At 59.3% G+C, this 17,996-nt stretch carries 16 protein-coding genes and 1 pseudogene; 9 read left to right on the forward strand and 8 right to left on the reverse strand.

Going from position 1 to position 17,996, the window contains the following annotated elements:
• Positions 1 to 355: 355 nt before the first annotated feature.
• Entirely contained in the window at positions 356 to 1,261 is a 906-nt protein-coding gene (locus tag U5A08_RS13645) for a LysR family transcriptional regulator (RefSeq protein ID WP_321851958.1), read from the reverse strand.
• Positions 1,262 to 1,358: 97 nt separating this feature from the next.
• On the opposite strand from U5A08_RS13645, the gene U5A08_RS13650 reads away from it, so the two are divergent.
• From U5A08_RS13650 to U5A08_RS13680, 7 genes and pseudogenes are all read left to right on the forward strand, one after another.
• The gene (locus U5A08_RS13650) at positions 1,359 to 2,144 is read left to right on the forward strand and encodes an SDR family NAD(P)-dependent oxidoreductase (RefSeq protein ID WP_321851959.1); all 786 of its coding nucleotides are present in this window, start codon (positions 1,359 to 1,361) and stop codon (positions 2,142 to 2,144) included.
• A 275-nt stretch (positions 2,145 to 2,419) separates the two neighbouring features.
• On the forward strand, positions 2,420 to 3,814 hold the full coding sequence (locus tag U5A08_RS13655) for an aspartate aminotransferase family protein (RefSeq protein WP_253395596.1): 1,395 nt from the start codon (positions 2,420 to 2,422) through the stop codon (positions 3,812 to 3,814).
• Between the two features lie 70 nt (positions 3,815 to 3,884).
• Positions 3,885 to 5,252: a glutamine synthetase family protein gene (locus U5A08_RS13660; RefSeq protein WP_321851961.1), complete on the forward strand. Its 1,368-nt coding sequence runs from the start codon at positions 3,885 to 3,887 to the stop codon at positions 5,250 to 5,252.
• A gap of 244 nt (positions 5,253 to 5,496) precedes the next feature.
• Entirely contained in the window at positions 5,497 to 5,814 is a 318-nt protein-coding gene (locus U5A08_RS13665) for a helix-turn-helix domain-containing protein (protein ID WP_253395600.1), read from the forward strand.
• Positions 5,807 to 7,102 (forward strand): type II toxin-antitoxin system HipA family toxin, encoded by a 1,296-nt coding sequence (locus U5A08_RS13670; protein WP_321851962.1) that lies wholly within the window; start codon positions 5,807 to 5,809, stop codon positions 7,100 to 7,102. The genes U5A08_RS13665 and U5A08_RS13670 overlap by 8 nt, the downstream gene beginning before the upstream one ends.
• Before the next feature lie 121 nt (positions 7,103 to 7,223).
• Positions 7,224 to 7,340, forward strand: a pseudogene (locus U5A08_RS13675) (EamA/RhaT family transporter); the annotation flags it as partial.
• A gap of 198 nt (positions 7,341 to 7,538) precedes the next feature.
• On the forward strand, positions 7,539 to 8,033 hold the full coding sequence (locus U5A08_RS13680) for a putative ATP-dependent zinc protease (RefSeq protein WP_253395605.1): 495 nt from the start codon (positions 7,539 to 7,541) through the stop codon (positions 8,031 to 8,033).
• Positions 8,034 to 8,084: 51 nt separating this feature from the next.
• Here U5A08_RS13680 and U5A08_RS13685 read toward each other — a convergent pair whose 3' ends face one another.
• From U5A08_RS13685 to U5A08_RS13715, 7 genes are all read right to left on the reverse strand, one after another.
• A complete protein-coding gene (locus U5A08_RS13685; protein ID WP_247403471.1) occupies positions 8,085 to 8,846 on the reverse strand; it encodes an aspartyl/asparaginyl beta-hydroxylase domain-containing protein in 762 nt (253 codons plus the stop codon).
• A gap of 19 nt (positions 8,847 to 8,865) precedes the next feature.
• Complete coding sequence (locus tag U5A08_RS13690; protein ID WP_253395607.1) at positions 8,866 to 9,831, reverse strand: hypothetical protein; 966 nt, start codon at positions 9,829 to 9,831, stop codon at positions 8,866 to 8,868.
• Between the two features lie 9 nt (positions 9,832 to 9,840).
• Positions 9,841 to 10,818 (reverse strand): diacylglycerol/lipid kinase family protein, encoded by a 978-nt coding sequence (locus U5A08_RS13695; protein WP_253395609.1) that lies wholly within the window; start codon positions 10,816 to 10,818, stop codon positions 9,841 to 9,843.
• An 8-nt stretch (positions 10,819 to 10,826) separates the two neighbouring features.
• The gene (lptG, locus tag U5A08_RS13700; RefSeq protein WP_253395611.1) at positions 10,827 to 11,906 is read right to left on the reverse strand and encodes an LPS export ABC transporter permease LptG; all 1,080 of its coding nucleotides are present in this window, start codon (positions 11,904 to 11,906) and stop codon (positions 10,827 to 10,829) included.
• The gene (gene lptF, locus U5A08_RS13705; protein WP_253395613.1) at positions 11,903 to 12,976 is read right to left on the reverse strand and encodes an LPS export ABC transporter permease LptF; all 1,074 of its coding nucleotides are present in this window, start codon (positions 12,974 to 12,976) and stop codon (positions 11,903 to 11,905) included. Before lptF ends, lptG begins: the two co-directional genes overlap by 4 nt.
• 67 nt (positions 12,977 to 13,043) lie before the next feature.
• A complete protein-coding gene (locus U5A08_RS13710) occupies positions 13,044 to 13,874 on the reverse strand; it encodes a nucleotidyltransferase family protein (protein WP_321851967.1) in 831 nt (276 codons plus the stop codon).
• Positions 13,858 to 14,982, reverse strand: coding sequence for an N-acetyltransferase (locus U5A08_RS13715; RefSeq protein ID WP_253395639.1), 1,125 nt, complete (start codon positions 14,980 to 14,982; stop codon positions 13,858 to 13,860). Before U5A08_RS13715 ends, U5A08_RS13710 begins: the two co-directional genes overlap by 17 nt.
• Before the next feature lie 378 nt (positions 14,983 to 15,360).
• Between U5A08_RS13715 and U5A08_RS13720 the strand changes: the two genes are divergently transcribed.
• Entirely contained in the window at positions 15,361 to 17,085 is a 1,725-nt protein-coding gene (locus U5A08_RS13720; RefSeq protein ID WP_321851969.1) for a fatty acyl-AMP ligase, read from the forward strand.
• Positions 17,085 to 17,993 carry an NAD-dependent epimerase/dehydratase family protein gene (locus U5A08_RS13725; RefSeq protein ID WP_253395643.1) on the forward strand — a complete coding sequence of 303 codons (909 nt, stop codon included), beginning with the start codon at positions 17,085 to 17,087 and terminating at the stop codon, positions 17,991 to 17,993. The genes U5A08_RS13720 and U5A08_RS13725 overlap by 1 nt, the downstream gene beginning before the upstream one ends.
• Positions 17,994 to 17,996: the final 3 nt, after the last annotated feature.

The raw sequence follows: 17,996 nt of genomic DNA on the forward strand, positions 1-17,996 counted from the left end.
GGGCTGCATATCCGGTTTCTAAAGCAATATTGCACGCTTACAGCGCTCATTGGTTAAGTCGCCGTTTAGTCAAAGGGAGGGGCAGAGCCTGACGCAGATGGTATTCAGGCTCTGTGGTAATTACGTTCTGCCCTACAACCTTATGTCGATAAAAGGCTTTTTTGGGGCTTGGTGGTTTTTTTTACCGACTATCCAGGTCCCCGAAAAACATTAGGAGGGGCGGCTGATCGAGGTTCTCGCGGACTGGCAGCCTGCGTCCGTGCCGGTCACCTTGCTCTATCCGCATCAACGTTTTCTCTCGCCAGCCGTGCGCGCATTTGCTGACTGGGTAGCCGAGCTTGTCCACGACGTCAATTCAAGTACGCCGAGGCTCGCCCGCGGCAATTTCGCGCATCAGACTCAGGTAACGACGCGCTCCCAGCCCCAGAGGTCGGTTCTTTACCCAGATGATGTCGACCCATAACCGCATCTGACTTGGCATGTTGTCAAACACCACCTCCGTCAATGCGCCCGAAGTGATTAGCGGTTGTACCAGCGGCTGTGGAAGATAAGCCCAGCCCAATCCTTGCTGCACCAGATCCAGCGTTGCCAGATAACTGTCGCTGAGCCAAATCCGCCGCGACAGCACAACACGTGGGTCAGAGTCCGTAGGTCCTCCAGTCGCAACTATGATCTGCCGAACGTCCACCAGTTGCTCTTCACCTAAAGGGCTTTTCTTGCCGGCGGCCGTAGGATGATCTGGAGAGGCAACTGCGACTAACAACTGGCTCCCCGCTTCAAGAAACGTCTCCCGCTCGTCAAGCCCTGGTCGTTCAAATCCAAGTGCCAATTGCACACGTCCTTCATGGAGCATGCGCATCGCCTCCGGATGGGACGCGGAGCGAATTTCGATTTCAAGCGTGGGAAACTCTTTGGCGATAATGGACAGCGGACGATTCCACACGCCTGTTTGCAGCTCCGGCGCCATCGCAAGGACCAAGCGCCCCTCCAACCCCTGATGAAGCTGGAGGGCATGCGCGTCCAGCAGGTTTAACTGGCTCGCGACCTGTCTTGCCTGGGGCTCAAGTGCTTTGGCGGCTGCGGTAGGAATGGCTTTGCGGGTCGATCGATCAAAAAGCAACAGATCCAGCTCTGCTTCAAGCTGTGACACCGCCATGTTGATCGCGGAGGGAACCCGGCCTAATTTTCGTGCTGCGGCTGAAAAGGAGCCGCTGTCCACGACCGAAAGGAAAATTTTAAGTGACTCGCTGGTAAATGCCATCGTGGTTGTCAATTTTCCTGATGATGATTGTCTTTATTTATCAGATTTATTAGCCTAATTTCCACTCCTAATACAAATTAAGTACGTGGAGAACACCATGTTAAATGCCGATTTGAGGGGGCATGTGGCACTGGTCAGTGGTGCTGGAAGTGAAGCTGGCATTGGTATGGCGATCGCTCGCAGGCTAGGTGCATCTGGGGCGAAGTTGATCGTCACCGCCAGCAGCAACCGCATCGCGGATCGGGTTAAAGAGCTACGCCTTGAAGGGTTTGAAGTTGAAGGCCGGCCAGCTGACCTCACCGATGAAAGCCAGGTACGTGAACTCGGCCTATGGGCAGAGTCCGTCTGGGGGCGGGTCGATATCCTGGTGAATAACGCCGGTATGGCCATGCAAGGAAGCCCGGAGGTTTTCTCGGAATTGGCAACTATGGAACTGCACGAATGGAATCTTTCACTGGCAAGAAACTTAACCACTGCGTTTCTTTTAACTCGGGCTATTTTGCCCGGTATGCGCGCGCGAAGTTACGGGCGCATTGTCAATATTAGTTCCACCACGGGCACCCGGGGGAGCAATCCGGGCGAAGCCGCTTATAGCGCCGCTAAGGCCGCGATGATTGGTATGAACATGGGACTTGCACTTGAAGTCGCCAAGCAGGGGGTTACTGTAAACAGCGTGGCTCCCGGATGGATCACCACCGGCTCAACCACGCCCGTTGAAGCAGAGGCGGGGCGCTTCACCCCAATAGGGCGGGCGGGCAGCCCCCGCGAAGTGGCGGCGGCGGTTGCATTTCTGGCGTCGCCTGACGCCAGTTACATCACGGGTGAAGTCCTTGTGGTGGATGGCGGGAACTGTCTGGTCGAGAACAAAGCACCTCAAGCCTGATCTCAAATCACTTCGGTTTATCCGCTAAATATGAGGTTGTTCCGCGGGATAAATTAATAATCCAAAGTAAGGTTTTCTGCGTTAGCTGCAATATACCCAGGCATGAGTTAATCCGCGCTACAAATATTGATGGCGAACGCCCGAGCTGTACGTTGTGGGGGCGCGGTTTCCGGCTATTCGCGAATCGATAGGGGAATGAATGTGGCGATGGGTTGTTTTCTATCTGGCTGGCGACGACGTTTAATCAATGTAATAGTTAATATAGGGTTTTGATCATGTCGAGAAGTGGAATTTCTGAATCAGCAGTTGCTGCTTTTACTGCCTCCGAGCGTGCCCGTTTTATAGAAAACAACCCAACGTCAATGGCGCTGGCCAAACGTGCCAAGGCGAATCTGTTCAACGGTGTTCCCATGCACTGGATGAGCGATTGGTCGATGCCGTCGCCGCTCTTCGTCAAGCGTGCCAAGGGGGCACGCTTCACCGATGTTGACGATCATGAGTACATTGACTTTTGCCTGGGCGATACCGGCACGATGTTTGGCCATTCACCCGAGCCTATCGCCCGTGCCATAGCCGAGCAGGCGAATAATGGCTTGACCACCATGCTGCCTGGCGAAGACGCGGTGGTTTGCGGCGAGTTGCTGGCTCAGCGATTTGGGCTGCCTTATTGGCAGGTCACCGCCAATGCGACTGACGCCAATCGTTATGTTCTGCGCTGGGCGCGAGCTATCACCAAACGCAATGTGTTGCTGGTATTCGACGGCTGTTATCACGGCACGGTGGATGACGTGATGGTGCGGTACCGCGACGGCAAGACAGTGCATCGTTCAGGTCTCGTGGGCCAAGCCTACGACTTGACCCAATACAGTCGATCTATCCCCTTCAACGATGTCGCCGCACTGGAAGCTGCGTTAGCCCAGGGCGATGTGTGCGCGCTGATGTGTGAGCCGGCGATGACGAACATAGGCATGGTCCTGCCCGATCCGGGATTCATGCAAAAGTGCCGAGAGTTGACCCATAAATATGGCAGCCTGCTGATCATTGATGAGACCCACACTATTTCTACCGGCATCGGTGGATGCACTCGCCAATGGGATTTGAAACCCGACTTTTTCGTGGTGGGTAAACCCATCGCAGGTGGCGTGCCTTGCGCTGTGTTTGGCGTGACCGAGCACGTTGCCTTGGCCATGCGCGACGTGCAGAAGAGCGCAGAGGGCGGCGGCCATGGCCACAGCGGTATGGGAACGACGCTGTCCGCCAACGCACTGGCGATGCATTGCATGCGCGTCAGTCTTGAAGAGGTCATGACCGAGTCTGCCTACCAGCACATGTTGCCCCTGGCCTCAAGACTGGCACAGGGATTTCGAGCGTTGTTCAAGCGGCACCGACTGAACTGGTCTGTCACAGAGTTGGGGGCTCGTTGTGAGTTTCAATTCTGTGCCACCTCGCCCAGAACCGGCGCGCAAGCCGAGGCGGCTTTTCATGACAGCCTTCAAATGGCGCTGCACCTGTATCTAATCAATCGCGGCATCCTGATCACGCCTTTTCACAACATGACCCTGTGCTGTCCACAGACAAGTGATGCCGATATCGACAGGCTGATCGGTGAGTTGGATAGCGCGCTGACCACACTGCTTGCCATCCCTGGCGCGCGGGTTATCCCTTCATGACCGGATGTTTGACGCTCCCGTTTTTCTCGAATACTGCCAAGTCGCTTGAATGAGCGCTAAGAGGTTTGACATGCAATTTGCTGATAAAAAAGAGGCCGAAGATTATCTGGCCGCCCACCCTGAAGTGCTGAGCATCGAGTTGTTCCTTATCGACGCAAATGGTGTTCCACGGGGCAAACTGTTGCATCGCGACGAGCTGCTGGCGATCTACGCAAATGGTCGGCCGCTGCCGAGTTCCATTCTCGCCTTGACCGTGCAGGGTGAAGACGTCGACGAGACAGGCTTGGTCTGGGATGTCGCTGACGCCGACTGCTGGACCTACCCTTTACCGGGAAGCCTGACCTTGCAACCTTGGCGCACCCATCCCACCGGCCAAGTGCAGGTGAGCATGCACCCGACCCAAGGTATTCCTGCCGCACCGGCCGACCCGCGACATGTACTGGTGAACACCATCGAGCGGCTGAAAGCCGATGGATTCCATCCGGTAATGGCCGTTGAGTTGGAGTTTTACCTGCTGGACCAACAGCGCGACGTCAACGGTCGGCCGCAGCCTGCATTGCAGACCAATGGTGTACGCCCTCATGCACCGCAGGTGTATGGCGTATACGAACTGGAGCAGCTTCAACCTTTTCTTGATGACCTCTACGCAGCTTGCGCGCTACAGGGTTTACCGGTACGAACGGCGATCTCCGAGTACGCTCCGGGCCAGGTCGAGTTGACGCTGGAGCATCGTTTCGACGCGCTCCAAGCCATCGATGAAGGCGTCCGTTACAAACGCTTGGTCAAAGGCGTGGCCAACAAGCATGGGCTGCAAGCGTGCTTCATGGCCAAGCCCTTCAGCGATCAGGCCGGTAGCGGTCTGCATTTGCACGTCAGCCTGGCCGACGAGCAGGGTCACAACCTGTATGCGAGCGAAGACCCACAGGGCACGCCGCTGTTACGTCACTCCATTGGCGGGATGATGGCGACCTTGTTTGACGCGCTGGCGATATTTTGCCCCCATGCCAATTCATATCGCAGGTTCCAGACCGGTAGTTACGCGCCGCTGGCCAAAAGCTGGGGCGTCAACAATCGTACTGTGTCGTTTCGCGTGCCCGGCGGCCCTGCGATAAGCCGGCATATCGAACACCGCATTTGCGGTGCCGATGCCAACCCCTATCTCGCCGCTGCCGCATTACTTGCGGGCATTCACCACGGCATCACTCATCAAAGCGATCCTGGCGCAGCGATTGTGGGCAATGGCTATGAACAGGCGACCGATTTTCTACCCACCGACTGGCTGACAGCGTTGCAGGCACTGGAGCGTTCCACCTGGGCACGCGAAGCGCTGGGCGCTGAATTCCTGAGGGTGTTCCTGGCGATCAAATGGCGCGAGTTCCGTCAATTCAATGCTGAAGTCGGAGAGCAGGACTGGCGCTGGTACCTCACCCACGCATGAGTGTTTGCCTGGTATTTGAACGCTGTCGAGCTGCTGGTCCACCGTTATTTGATGGGAGTGGCTCACCTGCTGGGCGAGCAGCCTTTCCCTGGAATTGATGATGATTAAGTCCAGCAAGCTGTGGCTAAACCCAGAAAAATTGCGATAAGACACAAAATCAGGGATTTACGCAGCTTGATAGGGCCTAGCGTTAATTCTATAATTTTGGGAATTAACTGGCGCGAAAATAGGCTGGGCACACATTATGTTGGATTTAAGCTTCAGTAAGCCGAGCGAGGTCGTCAAGCGCCTCTGCGATCGCTTGCGCACAGAGCGCTTGGCGATGGACATGACACAAGCCGAATTGGCCGGGCGTGCCGGCATCGGCACCAACACCGTGTCCAACCTTGAAGCTGGGCGCAATGTCGGGTTCGAGAACGTGGTCCGGGTGGCGATGGCCCTTGGCCGAACCAAGGAACTCGAAGGTCTGTTCCTGCCAAAGCTGGAAAGCATCGAGGATATTCGGCGCTACGAAAACAGCGCCAATCGTCTCCGTACAAAGAGGAAGTCCGGCAATGCTTGAGCAGGTGAACGTCTTCTATGAGGGCTGGGGTGAGCGATGGCAATGGGGCACGCTGGTCTCCACGACCGCCCTGACCGGTCGCCCGCTGATCGTGTTCGAGTACAGCAATGAAGCCAGGCAAAGAGGCTTGGAACTGTCCTCCTACACGTTGCCGTTGGCGGGGGCTCAGTTGCGCCGAGATTTTCCAGACCACCAACTGTACTTGCCAGGGCCAGTTTACGACTCGTTGCCGGATGGGTGGGGCATGTTGCTGATGGACCGTATGTTCAGGCGCCGCGGGCTCACCACGGCGCGCATTGGCTCACTGGAACGGCTGGCCTACATCGGTAGCAATGCGATGGGGGCCATGACGTTTGAGCCCGTGGCACCCGAAGGGCAGGAGTCCGAGGTCCACATTCCGCTGGAACAGCTTGCCGCCGAAGTGCAACAAGTGCTCCATGGCGACGGTGGCGAGTTCCTGCAGACGTTGCTGCTCGTGGGCGGCTCGCCTCAAGGTGCAAGGCCTAAGGCCCTCGTCTATCGCGATCCCAAAACTGGCGGGTTTACCACTGCCGTCACGCCGGGCTTTGAAGCATGGTTGATTAAGTTCCCGGCCAAAGACGAACATGCCGAGGTGTGCGCTATCGAAATGGTCTACGCCGAGTGCCTGCGCAGGTGCAGTATCGAGACCCCTGACACGCAGCACTTCAGTCTGCCTAATGGCTTGGCAGCGTTTGCCAGTAAGCGATTTGACCGCCGGGATGGTCTGCGCATCCCCATGCAAAGCCTCGCGGCCTTTACGGGGGCAAATTACCGGTCTCCGGGGGTGTTGGACTACGTCAACTTCTTGCGGGCAACACAGATGTGTACCAACGACGTGCGAGAGATGGCGGTGGCCTTCGAACGTGCCGTCTTCAACGTTGCGTTCAACAACAGGGACGATCATCCCAAGAACTTTGCCTACATCATGTCGCAGGACGGTCAGTGGAGACTCTCGCCGGCTTACGACGTGACGTTCTGCGAGGGGCCAGGTGGATACCACCAGATGGATGTGATGGGGGAGGCCCTGTCGATTTCCCGCGCGCAAATGCTTCGGCTTGCGGAGGAAGCCGAGGTGCCCCTGGACGCTGCAGGCAGAGTGATTGACGGCATTTGTGATGTAGCGAGCCGGTTTGCAACCATCGCCGAGAACCTATGCCCACAGGTTATTACCCGAGACACCTTGCGCACGATCCAAGACCGCATTGATCAGAACGTAGCTCGGCTACAACAAGGTCATGCGGGTAGCGGTCGCCAAAAAACATTTTGACCGGGCTCTAGGACAACATGTTCAGGCAGAAAAATTTCAAATATGCCCCCAATGTTGCCCCCAGGTCGCTCGTGATACACGAGCGAACGAAAAATGGCGCCTACCTCAGGAATGCTCTATCACCATCCTGATCATTATCGGCGTGGTCCATACCGGGCTCATGTCGACCCTGCTGTACAGTGCCATCCAGAAAATCCCCACGGCGTTGGTCGGCGCACTGTCTAACAGTCAGCCGATGGAAGTAGCTATGTAACGAAGTGAAAGAGTGTATTTCGGATAAGTTAATAATTTGCCGCAGTGCGTGTGTACGCTATCGCTGACTACAATTTAATATTGTAAAGCCAGACTTAATGATAAAGTGCGCTGAACACGGGGCGCCAGTTATTGGGCTTTATTGTTGCAGGATTTGAAATTACTATTTGCGTCGGGTGAAATAATGCGTCGCTATACCACAGTTTTAAGCAGCTTTATGTTGGCATTGATTATTCCGCAATTGACCCAGGCCGCCGTTTTCGGTTGGCAGGAAAAGGCGTTGATTCAACCTGAGCAAGGAAGTGTGGAGGTCGAACTTAATCCCACTTCGCCGAAGTCTTCCATTGAAGTTCATGACCTCGTCCTGTTCCAGAAAAATGGCGAGAATTGGGCGCGTTTCAGTGTACCGGTGATGCACGCATTAACCGGTACGAGCGATTTGACGCTGGAGAGGAAAGTACTGCGCACCGAAAAATCCAAAACCGCCTTTGGCAGCAGTCAGCATCAGTTGGTGCGGATGTCGCTGTGCCTGGGTGACAAGGTATACGCCGAGGACCTTACGCTGAAAACCCGCGGCAAAGGTGGTTCGCCGGTCAAGCTGGGGCGTGATGTGCTTACACACGTGGGCTTGGTTGATGCGTCGCGATTCGACACCCTCAAGCCTGATTGCAAGCCGTGATACCGCGCCAATCAGGCGTCGGGGGAGCCCCGGAGCCTGATTGGCGATGATTTACTGGTTGAGGATCCCGCGATCCCAGTTCTGCTGATTCCTGCGCGCGTCCTGTATGAACGGTGACCACTGGATCAACTTGAGCACCACCCGGTTCAGCAACCGGCCTGGTAATGTCAGGGGCCGCTGCACATCCAGGAACAGCACCACGCGTCGCTCGTCAGTGTCGTTCCAGACCTGATGCTTGTAAGTGTCGTCGAATACCAGGCAACTGTCCTGCTGCCAATGGCGGACCTCATCGCCCACCTCTATACGACACTGTTCGGCCTGTTGCGGGATGATCAGCCCCAGGTGCACCCGCAGCAATCCGTTGTAAGGCCCACGGTGGGGTGGAATGTGCTTGCCGGGGCTGAGAATCGAAAAAAACGCGGTGTACATGCCCGGGATGGACTCGATGACCTGGGTCGTTTGTGGGCACTGCGCGCAATTGCCGTCGATCTTGTAGCCATAGCCGTAGAGGAAAAACGTCTTCCAGCGGTCGTCCTGGGTCAGTCTGGCCTGGTCCTTGGATATCTGCTGAAAGCTGGGAATGGCGTCGCTGTTGCGTAGCACGGCATCGAGCTCGGCGCGAATCACCGCCGACCTGGCTTCCAGGTCCCTGGCCCAGGCGAAGATGGCGGGATCAAAGAACGGCGTGTTACCCACCGTAGAGCTGCGCCGTATCAGATTCTCAAGGCGTTTGATGATCCACAGGCCGATGGCGACGCTGGGGCGATGTTTGCGTTTTTTCTTGGGGGTCAAAGCCGTCTTCCTAGCGGTCATGGAAAATATCCTGTTGGTTTCATGTACGTGGTCGTTGTTTCAATAGCTTCCACAGCAGCGGCCAGCAGAACACCAGCGGATAGCGGCGCAACCGCTCCGGTTGTTTGATCGGCTCGCCCCAATGGCGCTCAAGTTTCCAGATGGCGTAGTCCACTGCGCCCTTGACGGTAAACAGCGATTTGATCAGGCGCACCAGGTTCAATGCGCGGCCTTGCACGCGCCGGGTCCGCCAGTGCCGCGCCTGGCGTCGCTGCTGTTCCGCGGTGCTGTGGTTGATATACAGCTCATCGGTCGTCGACCCGACAAAGCCGGCGCCATCGACCTGGGCGGCCGCGGCCAGGAGGGCAGCGAGGTAGTCTTGATTCTGCTGGGTGATCAGTGCCGGGCGATCGCTGCTTTCGGGCCGCAGTTCGGTGCCGTAGGTAAAGCTCAAGGCACGGGTCCAGAACGTGTCGCTGTTGAAGAAGGGGGCTTGCAGGGGGGCCGTTTCGCTGATCATGCGCAAGGCCGCGCGGCACACTGCTCGCTCCACGCGCAGCTGGATGGAGGGCGTGCGGCTGAACACCAGGCGGCTAGGCTGGGCAAAACGCGCCCACAGGTAGCTTTGAAACCAGCTATGGGTGCCTTGTTCGAAATCGCTCACTGAGAGAATGGCGCACTTGGCGCGCAGGGTTTTGCCGGCGGTATCAGTGGCCGTGAACAGAAACACCGTGGGCGGCAGCAGGGCGTTGGCCCATTGACTGAGCCGGGAGGCGTGGATGTCCTGGTAGTGATCCACCAGGACGTACAGGTCGATCAACCCCTCATCGGTGGTGCGTGTGCGCAGGCAAGAGCCGTAGAACAGGATCGCCGAGATGCCGGCGCCGAACCGCGCCATCAGCGCCTCGGTCAGTGCGTGCAGGTCTTGGCCTACCGGCCGTGCCAGTTCACGGGTCACCAGCTCGAACAGGGGGCGTGTCGCCGGGTCGCGTTCAATCTCGATCATGGAGTGTCCTTACAAGGTGATGAAGCGCACGGGCGGGCTGGTCTTGATTTCAAGTGTTCCGGTTACCGGGAATATCTCGCCGTCCAGCAGGTATTCGCGCAGGTGGTCAATGCTGGCGTTTTGGGCGTTGTGACTCAGGTAGCCCGGGTCCCGGCGCATGGCAGCGCTGGGTCGCCCGCGCAGTACAGCGGGCAAGGCCCGGCACAGGCGGGCAGGGGCCTGGGCAATGGCGGTCAGGCGCATGGGCTGGCGTTCGGTGCCCCAAAATGGCGTGCTGCCCAGCAGCAATTTGTCCAGGGTGGTGGCCAATACCAGCAGCCATGGCGCCTCGCGCGTCGCGCCGTTCACCGTGATAGGGGCGTTAACGGTCGCAAGCAGATGGCTGGCCGTGCGGGAAAACAACGCCAGCAGCATGCGCACGAAGGCAGTCAATGGCCCCGCCAGCCCCTTGAGGCCGGTGGGGCGAACCCGCTCATGAAAATAGCGAACGCCGGTGACGATTGAACCGGCGCCAAAGAACAGGCCGCATTGTGTTCGCCGGTTGTGTGAGTCCGACACTTGCAGCACGGCCGTGGGCCTCTCGAGCGCGGTGTGGTTGTCATGGGTCAGCCAGCGCGTCAGTGCCTTGATTGCCTTGAGTGGGTTGCCACGCAACCCGATGGCATTGGCACTCATGTTGGTGGTGCCCGCGGGGACGATGAACACCTTGGGAACTTGCGCCCCAGGGGTTTGCAGCAGGCTGGTCAGCGCCGCCTGCAGCGTGCCGTCCCCGCCCACTACCACCAACAAGTCGTTTTCCATCAGCGCCCAGTTGGCGATGGCAGTCTCGATCTCGGCAGGGGTGCGCACCTGCGCGAACTGGGCGCGAGGCAATCTATAGATCAGGCGGCACAGGCGTACCAGTTGGCGACGAACGCGTCCGCTGAGGGGGTTGATCAAAACGCCGATGCGCCGCGGCTGAGCAATTGAAGGTGGGTTGATGTTCATGACGTTGCCTAGGCGTTTCGGTCGAAGCGATAGACCAGCATCAATGCCGCGCCCAGGATAAACAGCGGTGGCAACAAGGTGGTCAACAGCGGATTCAGGGCAAACAGCAGCCCCAGGTTGACGATGATCTGATTACCCACATAGGTCAGCAGACCGACGACAGCGCCCACCGCCAGGCGGCTGCCCATCCCGGGGTCGCGCTGTTGCACGAAGGTGAAGGGTACCGCCAGCAGGATCATCGCCAGCGTCAGGATCGGCCGGCCGAACTTCTGCCACAGGGCGATGCTGTACTGATCGACGGGTTGATCGGTGGCCTTGAGAAAGTGGATGTAGCGGCTCAGCTGCTTGATGGAAAAACTGTCGCTGGGCAGGGTCAGTTCCTTGAGATGAATACTGGAAAAGATCGACGTCCATTGCAGGCTATCCAACTCGCGGACCGTTTCTTCGCCCTCGCTCCATTGCTTGAAGTTGACTTGGTTGAGCGTCCAGCTGCCGTCCTGGGAGACGCTGGCATTGTCGGCGTGAATGTAACTGGCCAGGGTGTTGTCCGGGTTGTAGCGGAATATCTCGATGCCCATGGGCCGGTTGTGCGTGGCCACGCTGTCGATCCTGGCGACTTCATTGCCGCGCCTGGCCCACAGCGTCCCCTTGGCATTGACTGCCTCATCGGAACTGGTGATGGCGGCGTTGCGCATCTGCAGGCCGCGCTGCTGCAACGGTGAGGCCACCCATTCATCCAGTGCTGCCAGGCTGGCGGTCAGCAACACGCCTGCGGTGACGGCCGCCAGGGCAATACGCACGATGGACACGCCGGCGGCGCGCAGGGCCGTGAGCTCCTGGCTGACCGCCAATTGGCCCAGGCCGACGATGCCGCCCAACAGGGCGATGAAGGGCCCCAGGTCGATCAGGCGACGGGGCAGCGTCATCAGCACCACCGCCACCGCCTGGGTCCAGCGGTAGCCGCCAGCGCTGACATTGTCGAGTTCGCTGATCAGATCAAAAGTCGTGAACAACGGAATCAGCAGCGCAGCGGCAGCACCGAAACCCACGAACACGTTCCTGACCAGGTAGCGACCCCAAAGGCTCATCGCGAAAACCTCGGCAGCAGCCGCAGGTCACGGGCCATCAAGGCCCCCAGGCCAACCAGCATCAGCAGGGGGACCAGCCACAGGCCCGGGATAAGGGGCAGGGCGGTATTGGCTACCAGGGTGCGGCACAGGTTGCCGGCATAGAAGATCACCGTAAACAGGATCGCGATCGGCAGCAGGGTCGAGAACCGGCCTTTGCGCGGTGCGGTCCGGCTCAGCGGCACGGCCAGCAGGGCCATGAGAATGGCATTCAGGCCGCGGCTTTCACGCCATTGCAGTTCGGCTTTGTCCTGGGGCATGGCCGACATGGCCAGCATCGCGCTGGGGGTGGATTTGCGCTTTGACTCTTCGGTCGGTCCCACCGGCTTGAGGTGTAGCAGCAACTCTTTGTAATTCAGTGTGCTGTCCTTGCTGCCGCGATGCACCAGCGTATAACTGGTGCCCTGTTGCAGGGTCAGCGCCGGCGCCGTGGGATCGGGATCGGTGATGGTCGCCACGTTGGCGCGCAGCACGCGGCTTTTGCCTTCGGTCGGGTCGTAGATCAGCGCGTCGGTGAGCTGGTTGGTGTCCGGGTCGATGTGCTGGGCCAGGATCATCCGGCCGTTGTCATCGTTGAGGTTGAAGCGTTGGGCCTGCAGGTGGCTGACGTCGAGGTCGGAGCGCGATTGCTGTTCCAATTGATAGGTTTGCGTATAGGCCCAGGGCCGGCCGTAGAACGACAGCGCAGCCACCGCCAGGGCCAGGGGCGTGGCGATGATCAGAATGGCCCGGTAGATACGCAACGGGCTGGCACCGGAAGCCATGATGGCGGTGATTTCCGAGTCGTTGTATAGCCGACCCAGCGCGATGGCCACCGAGGCATACAGCCCGACGGGCAGCAGCATCTCCAGCGCGATCAGCACTTTGTAGAAAACGATGTCGAAGACCACCCCCAGCGCCAGGGTGCCGTTGGCGGCCTCGGTCAGGTAGCGTTCGGCCGAGTAACTGGCGAAAACAAAGGTCAGGAAGCCGACCATCATCGTCACAGGACGGCGTACTTCGGAAATGATGTAGCGCTCGATCGTAAGCATGTACCGCAAGCCTTCAACGCGGCATCAGCCGTGCACAGTAAAAAGGGGAATGAAGCGGGTGAGTCGGTCAGGCCGCAGGGCGCCCGTGGTCCTTGGTCATCTCACGCAGGGTGCGTTCCACCAGCGCGAAGTCGTTGGCTGAGTCCACATCCACCGCCGCTTCCGGGAACGGCATGACCACAGCGCCCACGCGTGCGCCCAGCAACCGGGAAAGCTGGTTCAGCGCATGCTGGAGGGACAGTTCGCCCAGCAGGTAGCGCACGGTGGCCAGCGGGCCCAGCGCACGGGCCACCACTTGTCGGGGACGCTTGCGCGCTTCTTCCATGCCACGCCAGTACTGCGCCACCTTGGCGCCCTGTGGCGTGAGGAAGGCGAACAGGTTGCTGCCGCAATACGGGCCACCCTTGAGCCGGATGGCCGTTCTGGCCGTGCCTGGGAATCGTTGCAGCACTGTCGCCAGGGGCGTCACGGCCACCGCCACATCACAATCCAGGGTGGCTGCCTGGGTGAGGAAGTAATCGACCATGTCGCCGCGCAGTAGGGCATGGTCGGCGGTCGTCACCAGCAGTGGCCAGTGTTGTCGCATGGCCAGGCCATGGACGACGCTTGCAGCCGGGGTCGCCTGGGGTTGCAGAAAACTCACCTGCTCGCCGAGGATCAGCGACCGCATATGGGCATCCCGCTCCAGCAGTGCCAACGAAGGCCCGATCAACGTGACCCGGTCAACCTGGGCGCTGTCGTGCAAAGCGCCCAGCACACGGTGCAGCATCGGCACCCCGGCGATTGGCGTCAGCGCCTTGCAGCCTGCCGAGCCCAGCGCAGCCACCGGGTCATGGCCATGGCGATCCGCGCCAAGCACCAGTGCGTCGAAACGCGGCCGTTCAGATTGCTTTTTCATACAGACGGTACCGTTTGTAGGGGGCGGCACCGATGCGATCCAGAATAGCCCGCATGCCGGTGTTGGTTTCTAGGATCCAGGACATTTCCAGTGCTTCGATGTCACGTTTTTCGAACGGCGCCTTCAAGGCTTCGATCAGCAGCAGTGCGATGATCGGCCCCAGTCGGCTGAACTGGTACTGCTGTCGCACGCCCATCAGCGGTACCCGCGCGGTGCGTACGCCACTGACTTTCAGGCGCCACAATAATTTGGCCCAGCCCAATGGGAGCAGGCGCCCATCCAGGTCGGCGATGGCTTCGTTGATGTTGGGCAGGGCAACGATGAAGGCGCAGGGCTCACCGTCGACCTCGGCGATGTAGATCATGTCTTCGGGCACCAGGAATTTCAGTTGCGCGCCCATCTCATCGAACTCACGTTCGGTGAACGGTACAAACCCCCAGTTTTTCTGCCAGGCATCGTTGAACACGGCGCGTAGTACCTGCATTTCCTGTGCGAAACGCTTGCGATCAAGCTGCCGGATCTTGATTCTGTTGCGCATGGAGCCCATCAGTGATGTCAGCGCTGGGGTGAAGGACAGGTCGGTGCGGCGCATCCAGTAAGCCAGCAGGTCCATGCCCTTGGCGTAGCCTTGCTGCTCCAGGCGTGCGGCGTAGTAGGGCTTGCCATGTTCCATCAGCGCCGACGGCGGTGTATCGAACCCGTCGACCAGCAGGCCGCTTTCCTGATTGATGTTCAAGCCAAACGGGCCGGTGATCCGGTGGGCGCCCTGTTTGCGCAGCCAGGTTTCCGCCGTATGAGTCAGCAGGCTGAACACTGCCTCGTCATCGATGGCGTCGAGCATGCCGAAATGGCCAGTGTCCATGCCGTGCAGATCACGATGCAGCGAATCAACCTGAGCGGTAATACGGCCCACCACTTCATTGCCACGTCGCGCAATCCAGGCCTGCCAGTGAATGTGGTCCGATGCCGGGTTCTTCGCCGACAGATGCTCGATACGTTCCACATGCAGGGGGGGGACCCAGTGGGGATCGTCTGCGTACAAGTGGGAGGGCAGGGAGATGAAGGCTTTCAAACCAGCCTTGTCGCTGACCTGTTCTATGGAAATCATGGCTGATCTAAATCCGACTAACTTCGAGGGGGCATTAACTCAATTAACGCAATGCACGGCTGATCACCGCAACGGCGGCGTAAATGAAACCGTTATTAACTAAGTTTGTATATAAAATCTTCATCGCTGTTTCAGATGGCGGGTATCTGATAAATGAATAGTCGTTCAGAAATCAACTCCTGTTAATCTTCGCGCCGAATTAAATTCAACCAGAACATGAACACTGCGCAGGCAACTATCGCTTGCTGGCTGCGGCGCAAATGCGCTGTTTCCTATCTTATTTTCGCCTGATAAATGCATCGTCCAAATGAAACATTGCGGGTGGATTTGCCGTCATGCGATCAGGCCGAAGGTTCACATCTAATGGCTGTGTTGTATATGTCAGAAACAAGCTCAAATCATTCCATACCCATGCGTCACGCAAACTTTGAAAGTTTGGTAGAAGCATTGGATTATGCTGCCACCGGTCAGACTGGCATGAACTTCTATGACCGACGCAGTCAGTTGGTCAGTTCATTCGAGTACCGCATGCTGAAACGGCGCGCCCTGATGGGCGCACGTCGTCTGCTCGGCCTGGGGCTGGTGCGGGGCGACCGGGTGGCGCTGATCGCCGACACCAATGCAACGTTCGTCGAAGTGTTCTTCGCCTGCCAATACGCGGGGCTGATCCCCGTGCCGTTGCCCATTCCCATGGGGGTTGGTCAGCATTCATCCTACGTGGACAAGCTGCGTGGGTTGCTGAGCAGTTGCAGCCCGGCTGCGGTGTGCGGTGGCGAGGAATGGCTCCCCCTGGTGCGGGAGGCCGCCGCCGATCTGCCGCCGATGCCCTTGCTCAGTGGCGTCGACATCGACGCGCTGCCAGAGGCCGAGGTCGAACTGCAGGCGCCTGGCGCGGACGATGTCGCGTACCTTCAGTACACCTCGGGCAGCACCCGCTTTCCTCGTGGCGTGGTGATTACCCAGCGCGCGGTCATGGCCAACTTGCAGGTGATCAGTCGTGACGGCATCAAGCTGCGCGAAGGCGACCGCTGCGTTTCATGGCTGCCTTTCTATCACGACATGGGGCTGGTGGGGTTCGTCCTCACGCCCGTTGCCACTCAACTGTCGGTCGACTACCTGCGCACGCAGGACTTCGCCATGCGCCCCTTGCAATGGTTGAAGCTGATCAGCCGCAATCGTGGCACGGTGTCCGTGGCGCCACCGTTCGGTTACAACCTGTGCCTGCGGCGTTGCAGCGACAAGGACCTGGCCGAGCTTGACCTGAGCAGTTGGCGGGTTGCTGGCGTGGGCGCCGAGCCGGTACCGTTCGAGGCCCTGGCGCAATTTGCCGAACGTTTTGCGGCAACCGGTTTCGCGAAAGGGACGTTGATGCCGTGCTTCGGTCTGGCGGAAAGCACCCTGGCGGTCAGCTTTGCCGACACCACCAAAGGCCTGCGGGCCGATGTGATCGATCGCGATGTACTGGAGCACAGCGCCAAGGCCGTACCGCCCACGCCACGCACACGTGCCGTCAGCACGTTCGTGAACTGCGGGGCGGCCCTGCCCGGGCACCGCCTGGAAATTCGCAACGCTCAGGGTGAGGTCCTCGGCGAGCGCGAGGTGGGGCAGATCTTCATTGCCGGCCCCAGCCTGATGAGTGGCTATTTCCGCGACGCTGACTCGCAACTGCAGGCCTCCCAATGGCTGGGTACCGGCGACCTGGGTTACTTGTTCGAGGGCGATCTGCATGTCACCGGCCGCAAGAAAGACCTCATCATCATTCGCGGGCGCAACATCTGGCCTCAGGATATCGAGCACGTGGCCGAGGGCGAGCCCGGCGTGCGCCCGGGCGATGCAATCGCCTTCGTGACGGCGCGTGGTGACGAGCCAGTGGTGGTGATGCAGATCCAGTGCCGGGTGGCCTCGCCCGCATCGCGCGAGCACATGGTCCGCTCGCTGTCGGGGCGCATCCAGAGTGAGTTCGGCGTCAGCGTCGACATTCAGTTGGTACCGCCGCAAAGCATCCCGCGTACCTCGTCCGGCAAACCGGCACGTGCCGAGGCCAAACGTCGCTACCTGAGCATGCTCGACGGTCTCGCGTTGCCTGCCGCGGCCATCGCCTGATGAGCCAGACCGTGGCAATTACGGGCGCCACCGGCTTTATCGGCCGGCGCATTCTGCACGCCTTGTTGGCGCGCGGTATCGCCGTGCGTGCGTTGACCCGCCGAGCGGTGGCGAGCCTGGACGCCGTGACATGGGTGCGCGGGTCGCTGGAAGATGAGGCATCGCTGGCCAGGCTGGTCAGCGGCGCCAGTGCAGTCATCCATTGCGCTGGCCAGGTGCGTGGTCGCAGCCGCGTAGTGTTTCAGCGCTGTAACGTCGAGGGCACCCGGCGCCTGGTGCAGGCAGCCAAGGCCGCCGGTTGCGAGCGTTTCCTGTTGTTTTCTTCGCTGGCTGCCAGGTACCCGCACCTGTCGTGGTACGCCGAGTCCAAGTTCGATGCCGAAGTCGCCGCCCTCCAGGCGGCCGCCGACATGCCCATCAGTGTTTTCCGGCCTACGGCCGTCTATGGCCCAGGCGACAGCGAATTGCAGCCGGTGCTGTCGGCACTGCTGCGTGGCTGGCTGCCCCGACTTGGCCATGCCAATGCACGGTTGTCGTTTCTGCATGTGGAAGACCTGGTCCAGGCCACCCTGCACTGGCTGGACGCGGAGGCCATTCATGCCGTGCGCTACGAAATCAATGACGGTGCCAAAGATGGCTACGGTTGGAAGCAACTGGCAGCCATGGGGGCGCTGATACGCGGCGGGCCGGTGCGTCTGATCGGTGTTCCCACCGCCTTACTCTTGCAGCTGTCACGCCTGAACCTGGCCTGGCATCGCCTGGCAGGTGGCGAGCCCATGCTGACGCCGAGCAAGGTCAACGAGCTTATCCATCCCGACTGGTCATCCAGCAACCGCCTTATCTCGAAGGACCTGGACTGGTACCCGGCCATCGAGCTTGAACACGCGTTGCGTGAACGGTTGTTTTGATCC

It is taken from the genome of Pseudomonas paraveronii, assembly GCF_963681955.1.
In the GTDB taxonomy this organism is placed as follows: domain Bacteria; phylum Pseudomonadota; class Gammaproteobacteria; order Pseudomonadales; family Pseudomonadaceae; genus Aquipseudomonas; species Aquipseudomonas paraveronii.

Bases quoted from the DNA above. Each gene is read 5' to 3' on its own strand.
- U5A08_RS13645 (WP_321851958.1), bottom strand. From the start codon at position 1,261: ATGGCATTTACCAGCGAGTCACTTAAAATTTTCCTTTCGGTCGTGGAC.
- U5A08_RS13650 (WP_321851959.1), top strand. From the start codon at position 1,359: ATGTTAAATGCCGATTTGAGGGGGCATGTGGCACTGGTCAGTGGTGCT.
- U5A08_RS13655 (WP_253395596.1), top strand. From the start codon at position 2,420: ATGTCGAGAAGTGGAATTTCTGAATCAGCAGTTGCTGCTTTTACTGCC.
- U5A08_RS13660 (WP_321851961.1), top strand. From the start codon at position 3,885: ATGCAATTTGCTGATAAAAAAGAGGCCGAAGATTATCTGGCCGCCCAC.
- U5A08_RS13665 (WP_253395600.1), top strand. From the start codon at position 5,497: ATGTTGGATTTAAGCTTCAGTAAGCCGAGCGAGGTCGTCAAGCGCCTC.
- U5A08_RS13670 (WP_321851962.1), top strand. From the start codon at position 5,807: ATGCTTGAGCAGGTGAACGTCTTCTATGAGGGCTGGGGTGAGCGATGG.
- U5A08_RS13680 (WP_253395605.1), top strand. From the start codon at position 7,539: ATGCGTCGCTATACCACAGTTTTAAGCAGCTTTATGTTGGCATTGATT.
- U5A08_RS13685 (WP_247403471.1), bottom strand. From the start codon at position 8,846: ATGACCGCTAGGAAGACGGCTTTGACCCCCAAGAAAAAACGCAAACAT.
- U5A08_RS13690 (WP_253395607.1), bottom strand. From the start codon at position 9,831: ATGATCGAGATTGAACGCGACCCGGCGACACGCCCCCTGTTCGAGCTG.
- U5A08_RS13695 (WP_253395609.1), bottom strand. From the start codon at position 10,818: ATGAACATCAACCCACCTTCAATTGCTCAGCCGCGGCGCATCGGCGTT.
- lptG (WP_253395611.1), bottom strand. From the start codon at position 11,906: ATGAGCCTTTGGGGTCGCTACCTGGTCAGGAACGTGTTCGTGGGTTTC.
- lptF (WP_253395613.1), bottom strand. From the start codon at position 12,976: ATGCTTACGATCGAGCGCTACATCATTTCCGAAGTACGCCGTCCTGTG.
- U5A08_RS13710 (WP_321851967.1), bottom strand. From the start codon at position 13,874: ATGAAAAAGCAATCTGAACGGCCGCGTTTCGACGCACTGGTGCTTGGC.
- U5A08_RS13715 (WP_253395639.1), bottom strand. From the start codon at position 14,982: ATGATTTCCATAGAACAGGTCAGCGACAAGGCTGGTTTGAAAGCCTTC.
- U5A08_RS13720 (WP_321851969.1), top strand. From the start codon at position 15,361: ATGTCAGAAACAAGCTCAAATCATTCCATACCCATGCGTCACGCAAAC.
- U5A08_RS13725 (WP_253395643.1), top strand. From the start codon at position 17,085: ATGAGCCAGACCGTGGCAATTACGGGCGCCACCGGCTTTATCGGCCGG.